General features: G+C 61.2%; 17 protein-coding genes. All 17 read left to right on the forward strand.

Translation table 11 applies throughout. The features are described from left to right. Positions 1 to 596 precede the first annotated feature (596 nt). Positions 597 to 1328: a PFL_4669 family integrating conjugative element protein gene (locus tag A9513_RS14405; protein ID WP_043273985.1), complete on the forward strand. Its 732-nt coding sequence runs from the start codon at positions 597 to 599 to the stop codon at positions 1326 to 1328. Positions 1329 to 1333: 5 nt separating this feature from the next. Beyond that, positions 1334 to 1873: a DUF3158 family protein gene (locus tag A9513_RS14410; RefSeq protein ID WP_043273984.1), complete on the forward strand. Its 540-nt coding sequence runs from the start codon at positions 1334 to 1336 to the stop codon at positions 1871 to 1873. 13 nt (positions 1874 to 1886) lie between these two features. Further along, positions 1887 to 2372, forward strand: coding sequence for a single-stranded DNA-binding protein (locus A9513_RS14415; RefSeq protein WP_043273983.1), 486 nt, complete (start codon positions 1887 to 1889; stop codon positions 2370 to 2372). 872 nt (positions 2373 to 3244) lie between these two features. Next, positions 3245 to 3853 carry a hypothetical protein gene (locus A9513_RS14425; RefSeq protein WP_043273981.1) on the forward strand — a complete coding sequence of 203 codons (609 nt, stop codon included), beginning with the start codon at positions 3245 to 3247 and terminating at the stop codon, positions 3851 to 3853. 43 nt (positions 3854 to 3896) lie between these two features. Then, positions 3897 to 4094, forward strand: a complete 198-nt coding sequence (locus A9513_RS14430) for a CrpP family ICE-associated protein (protein ID WP_043273979.1) — start codon at positions 3897 to 3899, stop codon at positions 4092 to 4094. 111 nt (positions 4095 to 4205) lie between these two features. Next, entirely contained in the window at positions 4206 to 6113 is a 1908-nt protein-coding gene (gene topA, locus A9513_RS14435; protein WP_043273977.1) for a type I DNA topoisomerase, read from the forward strand. Positions 6114 to 6222: 109 nt separating this feature from the next. Next, on the forward strand, positions 6223 to 8151 hold the full coding sequence (locus A9513_RS14440) for a hypothetical protein (RefSeq protein ID WP_051879436.1): 1929 nt from the start codon (positions 6223 to 6225) through the stop codon (positions 8149 to 8151). Further along, a complete protein-coding gene (locus A9513_RS14445; protein ID WP_043273974.1) occupies positions 8148 to 10115 on the forward strand; it encodes a DEAD/DEAH box helicase in 1968 nt (655 codons plus the stop codon). Before A9513_RS14440 ends, A9513_RS14445 begins: the two co-directional genes overlap by 4 nt. Before the next feature lie 102 nt (positions 10116 to 10217). Next, the gene (locus tag A9513_RS14450) at positions 10218 to 11333 is read left to right on the forward strand and encodes a TcpQ domain-containing protein (protein ID WP_043273973.1); all 1116 of its coding nucleotides are present in this window, start codon (positions 10218 to 10220) and stop codon (positions 11331 to 11333) included. Further along, a complete protein-coding gene (locus tag A9513_RS14455) occupies positions 11330 to 13171 on the forward strand; it encodes a PilN family type IVB pilus formation outer membrane protein (RefSeq protein WP_043273972.1) in 1842 nt (613 codons plus the stop codon). The genes A9513_RS14450 and A9513_RS14455 overlap by 4 nt, the downstream gene beginning before the upstream one ends. Positions 13172 to 13178: 7 nt before the next feature. Next, positions 13179 to 14510 carry a type 4b pilus protein PilO2 gene (gene pilO2 / locus A9513_RS14460; RefSeq protein WP_316863976.1) on the forward strand — a complete coding sequence of 444 codons (1332 nt, stop codon included), beginning with the start codon at positions 13179 to 13181 and terminating at the stop codon, positions 14508 to 14510. Further along, entirely contained in the window at positions 14500 to 15075 is a 576-nt protein-coding gene (gene pilP, locus A9513_RS14465) for a type IV pilus biogenesis protein PilP (protein ID WP_043273971.1), read from the forward strand. The genes pilO2 and pilP overlap by 11 nt, the downstream gene beginning before the upstream one ends. Before the next feature lie 11 nt (positions 15076 to 15086). Further along, positions 15087 to 16646: a GspE/PulE family protein gene (locus tag A9513_RS14470; RefSeq protein ID WP_043273970.1), complete on the forward strand. Its 1560-nt coding sequence runs from the start codon at positions 15087 to 15089 to the stop codon at positions 16644 to 16646. Further along, positions 16639 to 17805, forward strand: a complete 1167-nt coding sequence (locus A9513_RS14475) for a type II secretion system F family protein (protein WP_043273968.1) — start codon at positions 16639 to 16641, stop codon at positions 17803 to 17805. Before A9513_RS14470 ends, A9513_RS14475 begins: the two co-directional genes overlap by 8 nt. 23 nt (positions 17806 to 17828) lie before the next feature. Next, a complete protein-coding gene (locus A9513_RS14480) occupies positions 17829 to 18344 on the forward strand; it encodes a type 4 pilus major pilin (protein WP_043273966.1) in 516 nt (171 codons plus the stop codon). Positions 18345 to 18354: 10 nt separating this feature from the next. Further along, the gene (locus A9513_RS14485; protein WP_043273964.1) at positions 18355 to 19296 is read left to right on the forward strand and encodes an ATPase, T2SS/T4P/T4SS family; all 942 of its coding nucleotides are present in this window, start codon (positions 18355 to 18357) and stop codon (positions 19294 to 19296) included. Further along, positions 19286 to 20446: shufflon system plasmid conjugative transfer pilus tip adhesin PilV (pilV, locus tag A9513_RS14490; RefSeq protein ID WP_065085040.1), on the forward strand; the 1161-nt coding region annotated here is incomplete at its 3' end. The genes A9513_RS14485 and pilV, both read left to right, overlap by 11 nt.

Below are 20446 nucleotides of genomic sequence, written 5' to 3' on the forward strand. Positions count from 1 at the left end.
GACCCGGCCATCGGCGCCGTGGGCGAGTTGGGTGTTGCGGCCCACACCACTCGACCAGGACCAGGTCCTCGGTGCCGACGGCGAGCTAGGTGTTGCCACTGGCAACACGGGACCAGGACCTGACCGCCGGCGCCGACAGCGAGTTGGGTGTTTCGGGCCGAAACACTCAGGCAGGAACTGGACCTTGGCGCCGAGGTCGACCTGGACGGAGCCACATAGAGATGAGTCGAAACAGCTCCGTTTTTCGGTCGGAATGTGGTTGTAAAAAGCCACCACCAGCGCTGCCCACCTTGAACACTGGAAGCTCTATCAATCAACCGGAGCTTCCCATGCAACAAAGGCAACTTCTCATCGACCTGGCACTATTCGCGCTGCTCGCACTCTGGCCTTACCTTCGCAGTTGGAAAACATGGCTTGTTCTACTCGCCGGCGGTGTGTTGCTGGCTTGGATCTGGGCGCCATTAGGGACGTTTTGGCAGGGGTAGTAATGGCAACAACAAAATCGAGTTTGGCGGACTGAGCATTTCCTGCTGCGGCAGCTCCCGCTGATTAGCAGCATGGGCACGTTCCTCAACCTTAATAAGGAAACCGTGCCCATGGCTGACAACTACCAGCTCAACATTGGCTCCTTGCGGAGTGCTGTTGAGCTCACCCTCCACACGCACCACGCAGCGCGAATCTGGATGGGCCGCCCTCAGACTGAAGGCAAGCCCAGCATCCTCGGACTGGCAGGCTTCTGCTCGAAGATGAATCAGATGTCGCGTGGTGCCTCTCAGGACGATCCCTACTCCGACTGGTGGATGATCCGGCTCGAGGAGAAGATCAACGAGTCGGACGAAGCCTTGAAGGTCATCGACAAGCGCCTGGACGATGTCATGGCCCAGTTGCCTTCGATGATCACCATCGGCAATAACCTCTCGATCCAGCCCGTCAAGCTGCCTCTCTTCATCTCCAACCCATTGGGCTTCAAGGCGGTCTACCTGCTGACCTCCTACGACGAGATCGTTCGACGCATCCTCCTGGCTCAGCACGTTGGTCTCATCGGCCGGCGCGACATGGAGCTGTGGATCGACGAAGGCGCCCGCGTTCTTCGTAGCCTCTTCGGCCTGGCCCAGCTCTATCGCTTTTCCGGTGCATGCCGCGACGACTTTGCCGCCAACAACGCCAAGGCCGAGCAGGCGCGGAAAATGTACGAGCGTCATGGCGAGATTCCCCAGGACATCCTGGAGGGCACCCGACGTTCTTCCTTCGCCCCACCGATCACTCGCGGTCAACCACAACCACGCGAGCCCTTCTCCGATGACCACGAAGATCTCGGCGAGGACTGATCACCATGCTGCCGCACAGCCGTCCGGAGCATGAGCTGCAACAGACTCTCTTCCGACCACTGCAACAGACTGCCTATCAGGGGCTGCAACAGAGTGCCTCACTAAAAGGCCTTTTAAGACCCTTTAAAGGTAAGGGGGAGATGACCCAGTTAGCTGAGCAATGCCAGGCGCTGGAGGTCGGTCTGAAGGAGCTCGCCCAGGAAGTGCTGGCCCAGGTCCGCCGTCATCCTTTCAGCTTGCTGCCCGTCCGCCTGATAGAGCAGAACACCCAGGCCGGCACCACCTTCCTTCGCTGGCAGCACATCCAGTCCCGAAAGATGGGGGTGGGCATCTGGGCGGAAATGCTGCGGCAGCCCAAGACTCCATCCCACCTGCTGCAGGACCTGCTCGCGCTCGAGCAGCAACGAATCATCCTCAACATGCAGATGAGCCTCATCCACTCCATCGCCAAACAGGCCGCCGAGTGCGCGGAGAAGATGGGCCAGGCCGAGGCCGAGTACCTGGTTCGCCTGCAGCAGAACACGAACCCATCGCAACACAACTGACCGGAGATCCACCATGAGTACACCCGTAGTATGGGAAGGCAACATCGGCTCCCTGCCCGAGTACAAGAGCTTCCCCAACGGCAACAATGGCCCGCGGCAACTTCTGCGTCTCAACATCATGTTCGACAACTCGATCCCGGACGGCCAAGGTGGCTATAAGGACCGTGGAGGGTTCTGGTGCAACGTCGAGTGGTGGCACCAGGATGCCGAGCGCTTCGCCTCTGTGTTCCAGAAAGGCATGCGGGTCATGGTCCAGGGACGCGCCATCATGGACAGCTGGAAGGACAAACAGACTGGCGAGGAGGTCCAGGCACTGAAGGTCGAGGCGAGCCGAGTTGCGATCCTCCCCCATCGGGTTGCCCAGGTATCGCTCCTGGCCTCCGGGGCCGGCCAACAGCAACAGCAGAATCCTCAGACTGATCGTCAGCCGCCGGCGCCGCAGCACCCTACCCAGGACATGCGCGACTACGACGGATTTGACGACGACATTCCCCTGTAACCCCCTCCTTAATTCAGCGCGCCCCTTCGCGAGGCTTCCGGGGACAAGGACGTCCCATCGCGAGGCTTCTGCACCACCCAATCAGCCCTCTTCTGGCGAGCCATTTTGTGAGGCCGCCCTTCGCGAAGCTGCAGGTGGCAAGAACTTTGCTCCGTCATTCCTGTCTTCAGTCCAATCTTTTGCAGCAACCGCCATGGCCCAATTGTTGAACAAGCCCATCACCCCCTCGGAGCTCGAGCTCGTCGAGCTCTACCGCAAGCTGAGCAAAGAACAGCAGGCGCTACTCCTCCCCATACTTCAGGACCGTGTAGACGGTAAGCTCTCGAACACCGAGTTCCTGGGCCAACTGCGTCAGATTCCCTCTCAGGCTGACCCACGCTAAATCGCGTCCCTTCGTGTAGCTCCCTCGCCAAGAGCAGCTGAGTCGTGGCGTTTCACCTCATATCCACTCCACAACTGTTTCCCGTAACACTTCGCCCTTGCTTGACGTGGTGGTGTTGCGGCCCGCAACACTCAGCCAAGCCTTGATCTCATGGCGGGCGGTTGAACAACTGGCTCCACTGGAACCACTCAACCAGGAGCACAGTGGCAGTGTTGGTGCCAATGGCAGCCTCGGTGCTTCAGCCCGAAACAGCTGGGCCGAAAGGGGGCGCTGCACGCAGCGCCTGCCCAGGTCTCTTGTGGAACGATCCTGCGGAGTGGGGAAATCCACTTCCTCACAATGCGCATTTCCGGGTGTTTTCTGCCCTGGACAGGCCGAGTCTTGCATCTGAAAGAGCTTTGCCGAGCCATGCCCAGCATCAACGCGCCTCATCGTGAAACCGCTGGATGCGAGGCATCGCACGTCGCCCCTCATAACTCGGTGATACACCATGAAACAGCTCCAGACCGCCATCTGCTTTGCACTCATCCTCCTTGCTCACTCGCCCTGTTGGGCCTCGGAGAAGTCGGACAAAGCAGACACTAATGCTACGGCTGCAAAGAGCACGAAGGCTCTGAAATACATGCTCTCGGTATCGGGAGCTCTCTACCGGGACCACTACCTGGTTATGTCATTCGCCGACAACGTCGAGGATGGCCACCCCCTAGAAGCGCAGGCTCAGGTCACAAGCTCCTATGTGTCGAAGGTGACGCCCGATGGCGAGCAGCTGCGCCTAACTCCAGCCACTTACGTCCACGGCTACGACCTGAACATCACCCCTGTCGTCATGTCTGAGGACCGCGTTCAACTCAGTTACCGGCTACATGGCGTCGAAGTCTTGGGTTTTGTAAACCCGGCAGCCGGTGTGACCGCAACCGGAGCTCCGCAGACCAGCCTGCTCGACGTGGAGTCCACACAGCCCAAGCAGGCACTCCTCGGCAATGAGCAGAGCATCGACTTCGGCTGCGATTTAAGGTGGGCCCGGGAGGACAAGCAGGATATCCAAGCGGTCAACTGCCGCTATCATCTCGTCGTGACAGTCAACAAGGCTTCCAACTAGTAAAGAGCCCTACAGCGCCAACCTCATTCGCGGGAGGTCCACTGTGTCAGGTCAGTCCACACCAGAGCAAAAGGTCGACAGGAGGCACTTCAACAATCCTCACCTGACCATTGCAGCCGCTGGTGCAGAAGCTGCGCAGAAAGGGCTTCCCGTGCATGCCTGCCCCTACAAGCACCCCGCCATGTTGGCCAGCTGGCTGAAAGGGTACCGGCAGGCCCAGCAGCTGACGCTGGACCTCTAGTCCACAACGACCCTCCCGCCGAATTCATCCCGCCTCTAATGCCCATTTCGCGTTGAACCAGACCAGGCCGGCAGCAACAGTGCGGCCTGGATCAACGGATAGGGGCACCCCATGAAACTCATGATCATCGAGGCACCGGGCAAGCTGAAGAAGCTCGGTCCCATGATGAAGAAGCTGCGCCCTGGCGAGGACTGGATGGTAGTCGCCAGCGGCGGCCACATCCGCGACCTGCCGGAGAAGGGCCAGGACAGCACCATGATCACCACCGGCGTGCTCAAGAACCTGCGCCCCGTGTACGAGGTGCTGCCCAAGAGCCAGCGCAACGTGAAAAGCATGCGCGATGCTCTGAAGAGAGCCACTGAAATCTACATCGCCACTGACCCGGATCGTGAGGGTGAGTCCATCGCCTGGCACATCCAGCAAACGCTGGGGATTCGTGACTATCAGCGCATCACCTTCAACCAGATCACCCAGTCCGCCGTACGAGAGGCCCTGGCGAGCCCGCGAAAGATCGATCTTCCCCTGGTAGCGTCCCAGGAATGCCGGCGCGTTCTGGACCGTCTGGTGGGCTACCTCGTAACGCAGGAGCTTCGACGCACTCTCGGTGAACCCACGTCTGCAGGACGCGTTCAATCTGTCGCCGTCTACATCGTGCTCCTGCGTGAACGCGAGATTCGCAACTTCAAGGTCGTTCACCACTTCGGCGTGGACCTGACCTTTCTGGATGAGGCAACGGAGCAGAAGTGGAAGGCAGAGTGGGTGACCGTTCCTGACTTTGCGACTGAGGAGCACCCTTACGTCCAGGACGGCACACTGGCCAGCCAGGTCGCTGGGACGCGCGCCGTAATCGTCGAGTCCTGTACCGACAGCAAGAAACGCCGCGGGCCACCCGCGCCCTTCATCTCATCGACGATGCAGCAGGCAGCCAGCGTGGCCTTGGGGTGGGATCCGGACAAGACCATGATGATTGCCCAAAAGCTCTACGAGCAGGGCGTCATCAGCTATCACCGTACTGATAACCCCAACCTGGATGACGATGCGATGGCGCATCTGAAGGCTGTTGCACGCCAGATGGGGCTGGAGGCAGTCGAGGAGCGCCGGGTATTCCAAGCCGGCGATGCGGCCCAGCAAGGCCACCCAGCCATCGCGCCGACCAGTTGGGCTGACGAGACAGCGGGCGAGACGCCCGATGAGCAGTCGCTCTACAAAATCATCCGAATTCGCGCGCTGGCCAGTCAGCTTACGGACGCAATCTACGACGTGCGCACCGTAAAGCTCTTGGCCAAGGGGCCGGATAGTCGCCCACTGCGATTCGCCGCAACTGGTAGCACCATTTCCTACCTCGGCTGGAAGAAGCTGCTCAAGGGCGATGACGCTGAAGAAGACAGGGCCGAGCCTGCGAAGAATCCGGTCCCGAAACTGCAGCCAAGGCAGATCCTCCCGGTTCACCAGGGCGAAGTGCTCAGCCAGAAGACGAAGGCGCCGCCGCGCTTCACCAAGGCCAGCCTTGTCAAGGAGTTGGAGCGATTGGGGATTGGCCGCCCAAGTACCTTCGCCGCAATCGTCAAGAACATCACTGGCAAGGGCCTGGTCGTCGAGGAAAAGCGCAAGTTGGTCCCAGGTCCGCTGGGGGAGAAAACTATCGCCAAGCTGGAAGGCAACTTCACCTTCCTGCAGCTGGAGTTCACCAGCAGCATGGAGAAGGACCTGGACAAGATCGCCCAGGGCCAAGAGACGTACAGCTCCGTCGTGGCCCGGTTCTATGAGCACCTCGGGGCGGAACTCCAGAAGCTGCAGACGCAACCGTCCGCCACCATGCAACGAAGCGCTACCGCACCGGATTCACGGCCTACCAGCAGCGAGTACAAGTGCGGCAAATGCGGGGAACCACTCGTCCACAAGCAGAAACCTGGGCAATACGATTTCTGGGGCTGCACGGGATACAGGTCTTCCGGATGCAAGGTGGCTTATCCCTCGGTCAAGGGCAAACCTGATATGAACAATCCGCGTGGAATGTAGGTGCTGGGGAACAGCCGTACCCGCGAATTCCGCCTTCTCCAGGTCTCTATTTCCCCTGTCCCCGCCAGAACCCACCTGACAGCCTGCATGCTCCTCGAGGAGCATGCACATGTCAGCGGTCATAGATACCCCGGTCGACCCCATCCTTCGTCGCTTCACAGAGAGGCAGCGCGCAGTAGCCACTACCTGGGCAACGCATTTCGGCCTGGCAGGTCGGCAGCGCACTGACTTCATCCGGACCTATCTGCAGCGAACCTCCACTGCTCGAGCCTGGTTCGTCAATGGCACGCATGGCCCGGACCAAACTCCATTTGGCATAGCGCGTTTTGGCAATACCCTTCAGTGGTATGACGGCCAAATCATCAGGGCACTGACGATTTCCACACGTGATCGTGTTTCTCTGAGGAAACCCACACGCAACGGCGCCATCGCACTCATCAGCCGGCTGGAATCTGAACTGAGATGGCACCAGGCCGGCGGAGTGTTTGCCGACACAGCCTTCCTCACGTCCTACTGTAAAAAAGCTCATCAGCTCGCCGGCAGCATGGCGACGGACGACCTCGGGAAGTTCGCCCGTAACGTTCCGAGCCCTGCGCAACGAGGAAGCCACCACCGGTACTTTGGGCCACGAACCCGGTTTTATCTGAAACAGATAGGGGCAGTCCTCAAGGGATTCTGTAGCCAGCTCGACCCTGAAATCCTGTTTGCCATTCGCTCCGTGCGCTGTCCTTCTCCAGCCCTCTACAACTGGTTGGCCTCCGGTTGCAAAGAGCGACGCCAGCAGGCGCTCAAGGCCCAACCGATTTTGCTGCCGCTGCTTGTGCTTCCCGACCAAATCTCTTGGCCGTGCTCCGCTACCGGCACCTTTTTGCAAGTACCTTGGCTCGACCTGGCCCCCTACGAGCTCACCGACTTGCACAAGGAATATCTCGCTCCTGTCGCCTTCGATCAGATGCTGGGACATACCGTCGACGCAGGGTTATCGCTGACGGACTTTCTGGCGTGGTACTTCCAGGTACAACCTTCGTCGATTCGCTTCATCGGCTCTTGCCGGCCGTCAATCGCAGGCGGCGCGCTTGCGCACGTTTTACGCGAGGGCAAGAACTCGGGCTGGCATGCCCTCCTCGCAGGCGCCTCCCTCGGAAATCGCCGTCCGAAAACTCATGGTGACTGGACGGTCTTCTTCCAGTTGTTCAACCACATTCCCTGGGAAGTTCGTCCCGACTACTCTCTCCCAAAAGACCAGCAGCGTTGGGACCTGAATCGATTGCTTTCTGGATGCCCCAGCAGCTGGAATGACCCGGCTTGGCCAAGAATCATGGCGTCCCTGCAGGACTTCGGCGAAGTCTTCCGGCAGTTGGGACTAGCTTTCGCGAACCATGCTCAGTACGACGTTATTCAACAGGCCAAGCTCAACGCATCGGCGTTTTTCCAGCGCAGCAGCTACCGGCAACTCGCCAACAAGGTGTCGGCCTTCCACAAGGCACTCGCCGAGATTCGCGAAGAAATCGACGCTGAAAAGCCAGAACTGAAAGCGTCTGACGAGTCGGCCAGGTGGACGCCCTTGCTGGTCGATGGCCCCGTGCTATGCCCGAACGGTATCGAGGCGGTTGAGCTGCTCTCTCCGTCCGATCTCTGGAGCGAACACGTATCCCTCGATCACTGCATCGATTCCTATGACTTCTCAGCCTACTGCGGTGATTGCAGGTTGATTTCTCTGCGTCGCGATGGGCGCTCACTTGCATCCGCCGAACTGGTCCTCAATCGAAAGAGTCATGAACACCAGGGCGCGCGGACCGTCCACCACCTGGAGTGCGCACAGCTGCGCTCGTATGGCAACGACCCCGTGCCGAAGGACTCAGCCGAAGGCAGAGCCTTTGCCTGGCTGATGCAGCAGATCAAAGCTGGATCGGTTCAGGTCAACTTGGACTGGCCGGACCACACCCAGCACATGACCAGATTTGCCGACTCTCATTGGCAATCTCGGCTGGCCGGCGCGGTTGCCCACTGGGTGAGCACCCATCTGGAGGCAGCATGAAGCGGCCACGGATGATGAATCGCTCCCCGGAGCTGCTCGGCAAGGTCGTGTTCGACGGCTACGACTTCGGCCTCCAGCTGCCGTTCCTGGAAGGTGCCAACAAGGTGTTGCTTGCCCGCGGGGGATTCTTCATCCGTCGAGGCGACCACCCCTACCACCGGTACTGGAGGCTACCCAAGAACAAGCTTTTCCACGAACTGGACCTTCTGTTCCACCGCCTGCAGGAGCTCGCCGAGGACCGCTACAGCGAAACCTGGCAGCGCTTCCAGCAGAAGTTGGAGCAGGCCCAGGCCTCGCCCATCCGGGATGCGTTCACCTGGGGACTGATGCTCCGTATCGCCCCGCTGGCAGACGGCGGTGTGCTGCTCTCGGGCGACTACCACCCCGGCGTCGTTGCGGTAGCGCGGCGCATGCATGGCGTCTTCCTCGGTCACTCCAGCTCGTGGCGCATCGACGCTTCTGCAGAGCTAGTGCGCAGCAACGTGATCCTGGAGCTCGGACTAGCTGAGGACCAGTTCGAGATCCTCGATGTCGTCCAGGAGCTGCTGAGCGATGGCACTGTTGCGCCGGCGAAGGACGTGCCCGGGATCAGCCTCGGTGGCCCTCCCCAGGAACCCACAACCTCGGCTGGAGACGAAGACGTCTCCACCGATATCTACCTGGCGGCTGTCTCGCCGATCGAGCGTACCGAGTACACCGAAAGCGCGATCACGGAGGCCTTGCGCGGCTATTCACTCCTGGACCACCAACCTGTGGGGATCGCTCACCTTCTGCAGCGGACCAGCGCGCTGCTGGCCGACGACATGGGGCTGGGCAAGACACGCCAGGCGGTGATTGCGGCGCAGATCCGCGCTGCAGGCGTGCCGATCCTGGTGATCACGCTGTCGTCCCTGTTGATCAACTGGGAGCGCGAGATTCATGCGGTCTACCCCGAAGCCCGGGTTGCACTGCAGCACGACGATCCGACTGCAGAGTGGATGGTCATCAACTACGAGCGGTTGGGCGACTTCGTGGTGCAGGCCGAACGCTTCAGCGTCATGATCATCGACGAAGCCCACAGGTTGAAGGAACCCACGGCCGAGTGGACACGCCATGGATTCGACATTGCTGCGAAGGTGCCCAATCGCTACCTGCTCACCGGCACGCCTGTGCTCAACCGCGAGACCGAGCTCCACACTCTGCTCCGGCTCTCGGGGCACTCTGTTGGCCAGCTGTCGCTCAAGGACTTCTGTGAACGCTTCGCCGGCAACCCTGAGTTCCGCCAGAACCTGCGCGCCGAGCTCGGCGACTGGATGCTGCGCCGACGCAAAGACGTCCTGCCCAACCTGAAGGGCAAGCAGCGGCAGCTGCTACCCGTGGAGCTGGCTGCAGACGAGCGTCGCATGTACGACACGCTGCGCCTTGAGGACAGGCCCATCTTCGCTCGCCTTGGAGCTCTCAGGCGCTACCTGGAGCAGGTCAAGGTCCGCGTGGCCATGGACCTGGTCAGCGAGCTGGATCCGGCTGACAAGGTAATCCTCTTCTGCGAGTTCAAACCAACGGTGGTGATGCTCAAAGAGCTCTGCGAGCAGGCCGGCATCGGCAACGTCACCTTGGTCGGCACCGATACGTTGAAGAAGCGCCAGAAGGCCATCGACAAATTCCAGGAAGACCCCGACTGCCGCGTGTTCATCTGCACGACGTCGGCCGCCGGCACCGGCAACAACCTCACCGCAGCGAACTACGTGTTTTTCCTCGGCCTGCCCTGGACGCCTGGCCAGCAAGACCAGGCCGAAGACCGCGCCTATCGCAACGGCCAGTTGCGCATGGTCATCGTGAAGATCCCGTTGGTGGAAAACACCATCGACCAGCAGCTGTGGCAGATGCTGTTGGCAAAACGCCAGGTCAGCATGGAGCTCATCGAGCCTGAGGCAGATCAGGAGGCGCTGGCGAAGTCTCTACTGGCAGCCACCATCGCGGCATAGGCCCGGAATAAATACCCCTACGCCGCGTTATCTATTTCCTACTGCGTACTGGCACTGCGCCTGCGAACGTGACCCCCATCATCAAAGGGGGCCTTTCGGTACATGACCAGGCAGTTGACCACTCTCTCGTTGCTCGCGCTTCTCACCGGCTGCACTACCCAGCCGGTCGAGACGCCCAAGCCCGCATTCGATAGCAGCCGCAATCCGGAAATGCTATCGCCCGACCTTTATCCCAGTGGGGGTGTGCCAGAGAAGGAGCCCGTCGTCCGGTATGGGCGCTACACCCTGGTCACGACACAACCGGACGCTGGTCAGCGCGATCTGATGGCCCAGATCATCGACGTCACCATTCCCTCGAACATGAGCCCCAGTGTTCGGGATGCGATGCAGTACGTCGTTGAGCGCTCCGGCTACGCGCTGTGTCCCGCCAGCTCCGGGCACGTCAATATCCTCTACACCCGGCCGTTGCCAGCTGCACAGTACAAGCTGGGGCCTATGACCCTGCGCAACACTCTGCAGGTGCTGGCCGGTCCGGCTTGGCAGGTCAAGGTCGACGAGGTGAACCGCCAGGTTTGCTTCGTGCTTCGCCCTGGCTACCAGTTGCCAGAGCCTCCGCGGCCGGCGACTACCATGTACGCCCAGCAACCTGCCAGTACCAAGACCGCCACTCCGGCACCGGACTCTGCCACCGGCGCTGTCGTAGTTGCCGCGGTGCCCTCCAGCCCCGCCATCACCACTTCAGCTGCTGCCGCTCCGGCGGCCGCAGCCAAACCCGCAGTGCTCCCCCCAGTGGCACCCGCCAAGGATGGCCCTATCACTGCAGCCTCGACCTCGAGCGCTGCCCCCAAGCCTGCCAGCACGCTCCCTGTACCAGCGAGTTTGAAATCTCCAGTGCCTGCTGCAGCTGCTGTCGCTCAACCTGCGCCGGTCACGTTCCCCGCGCCGATCCCACGGCCGCTGCCCCAGGTATGGGCGGCCGAAACTGGATCAACCTTGCGCCAGAGCGTCGAGGCCTGGGCCAAGAACGCCAATTGGACGCTGATCTGGAGCCAGGACGACCTGGACTACCCGATCCAGGCCCCGCTTCGTTTCGAAGGCTCCTTCGAAGAGGCGATCAAGCAACTGTTCCCGTTATACGACACCGCTCCGCGCTCCTTCGTGGTTGATGGCAGCGACTCTCAGCGTGTGTTGCACGTCGACGAGAGGAAGAAGAAATGACCGCACGCCCCTGGGTACGCTGGGCCATCTTGCCGCTGGCCCTTTTCATGAGCAGCTGCTCGCTGCAGCGCGTGAACGATTCTGTTGCTCGCGCTGAGCTCGAGGGTAAATCCGCAGGGCAGTACACCAAATACCTGCAGAACCTGCAGCCCGAGCAAGCTCGCGATACCGTCGTCTTCAGCAACAAGCCATGGGTATCGACCCAGCCGCTGGTGACCAAGCGCGGGCTTCCCTTCGGCAAGGACCACGACATTGCCTACCGGCCCGTGTCGGCCGTGTCGATCACCGAAGTGGCCCAGTACATCACCCAGCAGACCGGCCTGCCGGTACTGGTGGCACCTGATGCGCTCAACCCCGGCATCCTGACGTCCTCCAAGCAGTCGGGCAGCAACAACAGCGCGCCGGCGCCGATCAGCTCCGCTGGCCCAGACAGCCTGGCCGGCCTGATGCCGGCCAACGTTATCGGCTCCGCCCCCAGCGGCGCGCGTAGCTTCGACATCGGGCTGTCCAGCGCCGGCCTGATTGCGGGCATCAAATATTCCGGCCCTGTGTCCGGGCTGCTCAACCAGGCAACTTCTCGCCTTGGCCTGTCCTGGAACTACGATCCAGACCTGCAGGGCGTTCGAATCACCTACTTCGAGACCCGCACATTCGACGTCTGGGCCTTTGGTGATGACCAGGTCATCGAAAGCACCGTGAAGTCTGGACTGGTGACGTCAACTGGCTCCGGCTCGGGCGACAGCGGTACGTCGACGAGCTCTGGTGCTACGGGCGAATCCGGAAGCAACCAGAGCACCACCTCCATCATCAAGACCTCACTGCTGGCCGACATCGAGAAGAACGTCCAGGCCATGCTCAGCGTCCAACCGGAAGGGCGCATGTTCTTATCTCGCTCGACAGGCGCGATGACCGTCAGCGACAGGCCCGAGGTCCTGAACAGAGTTGCGGCCTACCTCCGAGATACGAACCGGACCATCACCCGCCAGGTGCTGTTCAATGTGAAGGTTGCCGAGGTGAACTTTACCGACACGGACCAGAACGCCGTGAACTGGGACGCCGTGTACAAGTCGGTCTCCGGGAAGTGGGGCTTCTCGCTGTCCAACACCGTGTCTGGCATCAGCAGCGACGCTATTTCTGCCACCGGGAGCATCCTAGATACCTCCAGCTCGCCCTGGGCCGGCACCAAAGCAATCCTGCAGGCGCTGTCCGAGCAAGGCCGCGTTACCGAAGTGCGGTCCCCCTCGGTAACCACGCTCAACCTGCAGCCCGCTCCCATCCAGATCGGCAACGTGAAGAGCTATGTCGCTGCCAGCTCAACTACGACTACTGCATCGGTGGGCTCCAGCACTTCCTTGACGCCTGCGACGATCACCAGTGGCTTCAACATGATGTTGCTGCCCAAGCTCCTGGATCGCGAAAACATGCTGCTGATGATCACGCTCAGCATGAGCAGCAAACCCACCTTCCAGGAGTTCGAAAGTAACGGCTCGAAGGTGCAGAACGCCGACTACGACACCAAGAACGCAGCACCCAAGGTTCTACTGCGCAGCGGCGAGACTCTGGTGCTGACCGGATTCGACGAGAACAGCGAGAACGCCTCCAAGTCCGGGGTAGGCAGTCCGAGCTTCTTTGGCCTGGGAGGCGGCAGCAGCCGCACCTCGACTCACAGCTCCCTGGTCGTCCTGGTAACTCCGATCGTCCTGCCGGACAACCTCAACGGCAGCATCCAGTTCGTCCCCAACATCCTGCAGGCAGCCGCCAACCTGGCTGCCAACGATGACGGGCAGCACACCCAGGTATCGTGCAGCTCCAAGCAGCGCACCTGCTGGACCTTCTGAAAGGGCGATGATGAGCATTGACGCTCCCAAGGTAACGGGCTCGCGAGTCCAGATCCTTCAGTACCGTGGCAGGGACTTCGTGACCGGCCTGCGCTGGCACCCGCTGGGCAGTCTCACCGGTTACATGAAAGAAGCGCGCAAGTTCGGGGAAGACAACGACCTGGACATCGTCGCCATACGGCGCACCCCGCGCATCATCCAGGCAGGCTTCGTATCGCGCACCGAGGGCGTGACCAAGGGCATGTACAGCCTGGCCGCGACCCTTGCCGGTCAGCTCGGCAACTCTTGGATCGCAGCTTGGCAGGTTGAAACTGATGAGGATCGCTACGCGGTCGTAGCCGTACATGACGGCGGGATCATCCCTGGTTGCGATCTCATCGGCACCGCCGCGGAAGTGCGCCGGCGCGTTGCACAACAGCGCAGCCGTGGCATCAACTTCGAGCACGAGTACCTCCCGCCAGAATTCGAGATGGGCGGTGAGCCCCTGGACATCCAGGAGCTGCTTCAGCCGTCCAAACTCAAACGCGAGTATCGCCTCCGACCGCTCGTATTCGGGCTGTCGAAAGCGGAGCTGGCTCAGTTGATCGTCATCGCGGTGATCGTCATCGGCGCCTTTGTGGCGTGGACACAGTGGCGTGCGCACCAGGAGCAGATCGCGCGCGAAGCGCGCCTGGAGGCAGAACGGAAGCGCCTCGAGGAGCAAGCCCGGCTGGAGCAAGAAACAGGCACCAAACAGCCCCTGCAGGCGCTGGAACACCCTTGGGCGAAACGGCCCTCTGTCCCAGCCTTCGTCGAAGGTTGCAGCCGAGTAATGTACCAGCTACCCACGAGCATCCATGGCTGGACCTTCGCAAACGCCCAATGCGACGGCACGCAAGTCCTGGCTGCCTACAAGCGCGGTGGAAACAGCACCGCTGCGGAGCTCATTTCGGCCAGCGCTGGGCACTTCTCCGACCGACCGGCATTCTTCGACGAAGGAAACTCCGCAACGCTGAAGTTCGATCTTGCCCTGCCAGCAGCTGGTGACGAGCCGCTCGCGGAAGCGATCGACGCTCTGGCGGCCCTGTCGTCCTGGCTGCATGCCTTCTCCCAGGAGCCGACGCTCAAGGAGGTTCCTGTCGTGGTGCCTCAGGAGCCCGCGCTCCCGGGACAACCCGCTCCGCCGCCCCCTCCGCCTCCCCAATGGAAGCAGTTCGACCTGAACTACGTCAGCGGCGTCCTTCCCTACGACTCACTCAACGGCGCCCCGCTTCAAGGGCTGCGGCTGCGCGAGATCAAGTCCGAGTACCAGGCCGGCCACCTGATGTGGTCGGTATCAGGAGACCTGTATGCGAAATAAGCAATTCTGGCTGGCAGCAACCGCCTGCTTTGTCCTGAGCCATGCCTGGGCGGAGGACGCATCTCTCTCCGGCATCAGCGTGGGTGAGCTCGGGAAGGTGCAGAGCGAAACCATCCTCTTTAAAGCCAAGGCGGAGCGGTTGAAGGCTGAGCGCGAGAGCAATGGCGAGGATACGTCCAGCAGTCCCCAGCAAGCACCGAACGGATTCCCCGGCGCTTTCATTCAGCAGCCAACTCAGTCTGCAGCGCCGGCGCCGAGCCGTGCCAGCGGTGAACCGGACCTCCCGGTGGTGCGCGCAATCACCGGCTCCAGCCGTCGCCTGCAGGCCACCCTGCTTTTCAGCAGCGGCTACGAGCTGGATGCCAGCGTGGGCAAGGAGCTGCCCGGAGGATATCGCGTCAGTCAGATCACACTCGATAGCGTGTTCCTGGAGCGCGCAGGCAAACGCTACCCGCTCGGCTTCTCCGACAGGGCACCTACGCCTGCTTTGCAATCGCTGCAGCAGACCTCCGCGGCACCACCGTCAGTGCTGGCCCTGCCTGGTCTTCTTCCGGTTCAACGCTAAGGAGCACCGCGATGACCGATCTTTCTTCTGCCCCCATCGGCCAGGAAGGCGAGCAGGTCGAGGTGGACACGCCAACGTCGCCTCCTACAGCTTTACCCGTGAGCGTATTGACTGCCCCCGGTGGTGTTTTCGAGGTCAAGGAGGAGCTCCGCCAGGTACTGGCCCTGACCGCCGATGGCAAGCTGCATGTCTCCCAGCAGCATCGAACCGATCACTACGTCATGGCCTTCATGGACCAGCTCGAGCGCCAGGATCACGACTTTGAAGTCGTCCAGTCGACACTGTCTGACATCAAGGCGCTGTACCAGACCTCCATTCAAGGTGGCTTCAACGCTCAGGTGGAAACTGACCGCCAGGCGCAGGCACTCGCGATGCTGGGGGACGCCCACCGCCGCGCTGCGAGCGACATCCATGTTGTAGTTGGCCATGACATCACCAAGATCAAATACCGGATCCATGGGCTCCTCTGGGAGGCCGCGCAGGAGAAGAGCCAGGTAGGGCGTGAGCTGTGCTCCGCGCTCTACAACAGCATGTGCGACGTCTCCAAGGACCACTACCAGCCGCAGATCCCGCAGGATGGGCGCGTCAGCCGCGAGTTCGTGAAACAGCTGGGCCTGTTTGGCGCCCGGATCGCCACTCGCCCCTTGGTCGAGGGGCCGCTGATGATCATGCGTTTGCTCTACGACGACGAGTCCAAGAAGTCGCTCAAGGAGCTGGGCTTCTTGCCGTCGCAGATTGAGCAGTTCGCCCGTCTTCGCAGCCTGCCCTATGGCATCAACCTGATCACCGGTCCCACCGGTTCCGGTAAGTCGAAGAGTCTGCAGGTCAACCTGAACCTGCTCCATGATGAGACCGAAGGTACGCGCCACATCCTCACTCTGGAGGATCCGCCCGAATATCCACTGAAGGCGAACCAATCCCCCCTGGGCGCCGGGGAGACTTGGAAGGACGGCATCAAGAACACCGTCCGCCTGGACCCGGACATTCTGATGTTTGGTGAGCTGCGTGACCTGGAGTCGGCGCAGGCCGCATACAGCGGTGGTATGACCGGCCACCTGGTGTGGTCGACGCTGCACACTAACAACGCAGTTGCATCGATCCAGCGACTGATGGATATGGGCGTTCCCAGCTACCTGGTCACCGATCCGGCGCTCACCACGGGGATCATCAACCAGTCACTCCTGCCGGTTCTGTGCCCCTCCTGCAGAATCCCTCTGCGCGATAACCTTGACACGATCGATCATAACCTGAGGCTGCGCCTGGAGCAGCTGGGCATCGTCGACCAGGTCAACCTGCACGGCGAAGGCTGTTCCCATTGCAAGCACCTGGGTGTGGTTGATCGAACCGTCGTAGCCGAAGTGCTGTTGTCCGACTTGCTGTTCATGAAGACCTTCGTCGAGAAGGGAGCCAGCGCGGCGCGCCGTCATTGGGTGAAGGAAATGGGCGGTATCACCAAAATCACCCATGCCACCCAGAAGATCGCAAGTGGCCTCATTGATCCTCGGCACGCCGAAACCATCGTCGGCCCCTTGGATTTCGACCGCCAGTTGGTGGAGCTGACGCATGCGTGATCTGCTCCTTGATCTGTGGGCAGGCTTACGCGAGGCCGCGCATGGCTGGGTGGAAACCTTCTACATCAAGCAGTTCGGCAAGAACGAGCGGATCCAGTTCTACGAGAGCCTGATGGGCGTCCTCGAGGACGGCATCCCGATTGAAGAAGCACTGGAGACCGTCGAGAAAGCCTTCAGCAACGACGGGAAGGAGCTCCATCCCGTCTCGATTGTGTGCGGCCAGGTCGCAATGCTGGTGCGTGGCGGCAAGCCTGTGGCGGAGGCCTGTCGCAGCTACATCCCATTCGACGAGTCCTCGCTGATCGAATCGGGGGAGGAAACCGGCAACCTCATCCAGGCCTTCCGCGACTGCGTGCGGATCATCGAAGCCAGGCAGCGCATCGCCAGCCTGGTGAAGTCGGTCGTTGCACTTCCGTCCCTCACCTGGAGCTTGATGGGCGCGCTCATGTATGTGATCGCCGGCTGGATGGTTCCTTCCATGTCGCAGCGTCAGGATCCTGAAAACTGGACCGGCGTGCCGGCAGTCCTCTATGCCCTGTCCAACCTGGTCACCCACTACGGTTTGGCGATCGTCATCGTAACCCTGACGCTTGTCGTGCTGTCGATCACGACCTTGCCCTACTTCTGCGGGCTGCAGATCAGCAGTAACAGCCCAGTCATGAAAGTGAAGTTCAGCGCGTTCCTGCAGAAGGCTCGAATTCGACTGGAGTCGATACCGCCCTGGTCAATCTACAAGGTCCTGCAGGGCTCGATCTTCCTTCTCAACATGTCGGTGATGCTCCGCGCCGGCATCAGCCAGCTCAACGCACTGACCATCCTGAAGCGCAGCGCAGCCCCCTGGCTTCGCGAGCGCATCGACGCGATCCACTACGGCGTCAGCTCCGGCAAAGACTTCGGCACTGCGCTGCGTCTTGCCGGCCACCAGTTCCCCGATGCAATGGCCATCCACTTCCTCCAGGTACTTGCCACCCGCAAGGGCTTTGCCAAGTCGATGGAACGGTTCGCCAACCGCTGGTTGGAACAGATGCTCAAGCGCGTAGAGGCGATCTCCGGCGCCCTGGTAACCGTCTCGGCCATCCTCATGGGCTTGCTCATGATCCTGGTCGTGGTGGGCATCTTCCAGTTGGCCTTGGGGCTCATGGATTCAATCCAACACTGATCAACCATAACGAGGTACAACCAATGGCAATCTCTCGCCACAACAAGCAGCGCGGCTTCCTCTCCATCGACGGCGTCATGTGGCTGATGCTGATCGCGATCGCCCTGGGCTTCATCGCCTACCTGGGCTTCAAGATGCTCTCCGGCTCCGACGTCGCGATCGAGCAAAGCAACATCACCACCATCATCGGCAATACCAAGAAGCTTAAGGGTTCGACTGGCTACGGCACCTCCGGCACCAACCTCGTGCCCTCCCTGATCGCCATCGACGGTACTGGCTCGATGGGGGTCTCGGGCTCGACGCTGACCAACCAGTGGAACGGATCCGTCACCAACGTGAGCAATGGCATGACCTTCACGCTCACCGAGACGAACGTGCCGAAGAGCGCCTGCATCACCCTGGTGACGAAAATCGCCAAGGACAAGCAGACCAGCACGGCGATCAACGGCGGGACTTCTACGGCCGGTGAGATCCTGGGCGCCGCGGCTACCACCAGCTGCTCCTCCGACTCCAACACCATCGCCTGGACGACCTACTAAGGGGGAGCGTGTGGGATTCATCTCCGAAGCACAGTTCGTCGACCTGTACCTCGGCGACGGCTTCTCGGACGTGAAGGGGCTGCCTGGGCAGCCCCGTCGCGTTCAGGCACCAGCCGAATGGGAGGTCGAGATCCAGCAGCTGCGGGAGCGCTGCCAGGAGCACCACAATGCCACTCAGGAGCCTGAGTTCTCCCTGCTGGTAGACGACGTGGTCCTTCGCGTCACCCAGCTGCAGGACGTGAACGCCAAACCGTTGTTCGTGCTGAACAAGTCGGCCGTCAAGATTCTCCCGCTCGACGACCTGGGACTTCCTGATCAGCTGCACGAGAGCCTATTGGACGAGTTCACTCGCGGCCTGGTCTTTTTCTGCGGCGAGATGGGTTCCGGCAAAACCTCCAGCGCTGCATCCTTGGTGAAGGCCCGGCTTGAGGTTCACGGCGGCGTAGCCCTCACCGTCGAGGACCCTCCCGAACCCCTACTGCATGGCGTCCACGGCCCTGGGCGTTGCGTGCAGGTGCCAGTCTCACGCAAGCAAGGCGGCTATGAGGAAGCGCTCATCCGAGCGCTGCGCACGCGGGCGGAGATCATCCTAGTGGGCGAGGTCCGTGACTCCAAAACAGCGATGCTGGTGATCCAGGCTTCGATCAACGGGCACTTCATCATCTGCACCGGGCACTCGGGCAACGCGGCCCTGGGCATCGAAAGGCTCGCGGTTCTTGCACAGCCCTTGCTCTCGAACGCGCTCCAGGTCCTCTCCCAGGGCCTGGTCGCCGTCATCCACCAAACCCTCCAGACCGATTCGAAGGGTGCCAGACGCCTGAAGCTCCAGTGCCTATCACTGACTGGCGCAGATGCACCTTCCATTCGCGAAAAAATCCGGCAGGGGGACATCCAACTGCTGGAGCAAGACATTGCCCAGCAATCCTCGAGGAGTCTCTGGAATGATCAATAAGCGCCGGCAGGCAGGCCTACTCAGCGTCGACGCGGCGATGGGGCTCATCGTCCTCGCCGTACTCGTCACTGTGGCAATGCTCTGGATGGTCAACATGTCCAACCAGCAGAGCTACCGCATCGCTGCCGACAAGCAGCAGACGTTCGCGGAAGCATTCTCGAAGTATCTGAAGGACAACTTCGCCGTCGTGCTCGCGAACGCGACTGCAACCGCGCCTGTCCAGGTCACCGTGACCATGCTGCAGAACACCAACTACCTGCCGGCCGGGTTCACCGACACCAACGCCTTCGGCCAGACGATCATCGGCCTGGCCAGAAAGCCGAATGCGAACCAGCTGGAAGCAATCGTCGTGACCACTGGCGGCCAGACGATCCCTGAGACCGGGATCCGCACCATCGCGGAGAACCTTGGGGGACCTGGCGGGTTCATCTCGACGCTCAGCCCCAACGTCATCCAGGGTATCCGCGGCGGATGGCAAGTGGCCCTGAGCAACTACTCGATCAACCCGGGAGCAGGCCATACCGCCAGCGCACTGTTCCTCATGGATGGCGAGCTGGCCAACGACTACCTGTATCGGAATGCTGTGCCAGGCCACCCGGAATTCAACACGATGAACACCGACTTCAACGTCGGGGGGCACAACATCAACAACGCCGCAGCGATAACCGCGACGGGGAACGTCACTACTGGCGCCGACGTCAGCGCGCGAAACGTCACTGCTACAGGCACGGTAACTGCCGCCACCGCCAACGTGACCGGAGAGACGTACACGGGGGGGTGGTTCAGAACCCGAGGCGATACAGGCTGGTACAGCGAAAAGTGGGGAGGCGGCATCTACCAGTCCGACGCGGACTGGGTGCGGATCTACAACAACAAGGGCCTGGCCACCGGCGGCACATTGGTCGGCGGTCAGGTAGTCGCCTTCGGCAACATGACAGCCACAGGCCGCATTTCCACCAATGAGTACATCTCGATTGGTGGTGTCGCGACTGCTGGCACCGCCTGTGGGGATAGCAAACTACTCGCCAAAAGCGCCGACGGCTCAGGGGTCACACTATCTTGCCAATCCGGTGTGTGGCGTTCTAATGGAGGAGACGTGCCGAGTGGAACCATCTGCGGCTACGCCACAAACGGCGGCAGTMWYGGYTGG

This window comes from Pseudomonas sp. AU12215 (genome assembly GCF_001675465.2).
Taxonomy (GTDB): domain Bacteria; phylum Pseudomonadota; class Gammaproteobacteria; order Pseudomonadales; family Pseudomonadaceae; genus Pseudomonas; species Pseudomonas nitroreducens.

What these genes read in the sequence shown, in the direction of transcription:
- A9513_RS14405 (WP_043273985.1), top strand. Translation starts at nt 597, where the DNA reads ATGGCTGACAACTACCAGCTCAACATTGGCTCCTTGCGGAGTGCTGTT.
- A9513_RS14410 (WP_043273984.1), top strand. Translation starts at nt 1,334, where the DNA reads ATGCTGCCGCACAGCCGTCCGGAGCATGAGCTGCAACAGACTCTCTTC.
- A9513_RS14415 (WP_043273983.1), top strand. Translation starts at nt 1,887, where the DNA reads ATGAGTACACCCGTAGTATGGGAAGGCAACATCGGCTCCCTGCCCGAG.
- A9513_RS14425 (WP_043273981.1), top strand. Translation starts at nt 3,245, where the DNA reads ATGAAACAGCTCCAGACCGCCATCTGCTTTGCACTCATCCTCCTTGCT.
- topA (WP_043273977.1), top strand. Translation starts at nt 4,206, where the DNA reads ATGAAACTCATGATCATCGAGGCACCGGGCAAGCTGAAGAAGCTCGGT.
- A9513_RS14440 (WP_051879436.1), top strand. Translation starts at nt 6,223, where the DNA reads ATGTCAGCGGTCATAGATACCCCGGTCGACCCCATCCTTCGTCGCTTC.
- A9513_RS14445 (WP_043273974.1), top strand. Translation starts at nt 8,148, where the DNA reads ATGAAGCGGCCACGGATGATGAATCGCTCCCCGGAGCTGCTCGGCAAG.
- A9513_RS14450 (WP_043273973.1), top strand. Translation starts at nt 10,218, where the DNA reads ATGACCAGGCAGTTGACCACTCTCTCGTTGCTCGCGCTTCTCACCGGC.
- A9513_RS14455 (WP_043273972.1), top strand. Translation starts at nt 11,330, where the DNA reads ATGACCGCACGCCCCTGGGTACGCTGGGCCATCTTGCCGCTGGCCCTT.
- pilO2 (WP_316863976.1), top strand. Translation starts at nt 13,179, where the DNA reads ATGATGAGCATTGACGCTCCCAAGGTAACGGGCTCGCGAGTCCAGATC.
- pilP (WP_043273971.1), top strand. Translation starts at nt 14,500, where the DNA reads ATGCGAAATAAGCAATTCTGGCTGGCAGCAACCGCCTGCTTTGTCCTG.
- A9513_RS14470 (WP_043273970.1), top strand. Translation starts at nt 15,087, where the DNA reads ATGACCGATCTTTCTTCTGCCCCCATCGGCCAGGAAGGCGAGCAGGTC.
- A9513_RS14475 (WP_043273968.1), top strand. Translation starts at nt 16,639, where the DNA reads ATGCGTGATCTGCTCCTTGATCTGTGGGCAGGCTTACGCGAGGCCGCG.
- A9513_RS14480 (WP_043273966.1), top strand. Translation starts at nt 17,829, where the DNA reads ATGGCAATCTCTCGCCACAACAAGCAGCGCGGCTTCCTCTCCATCGAC.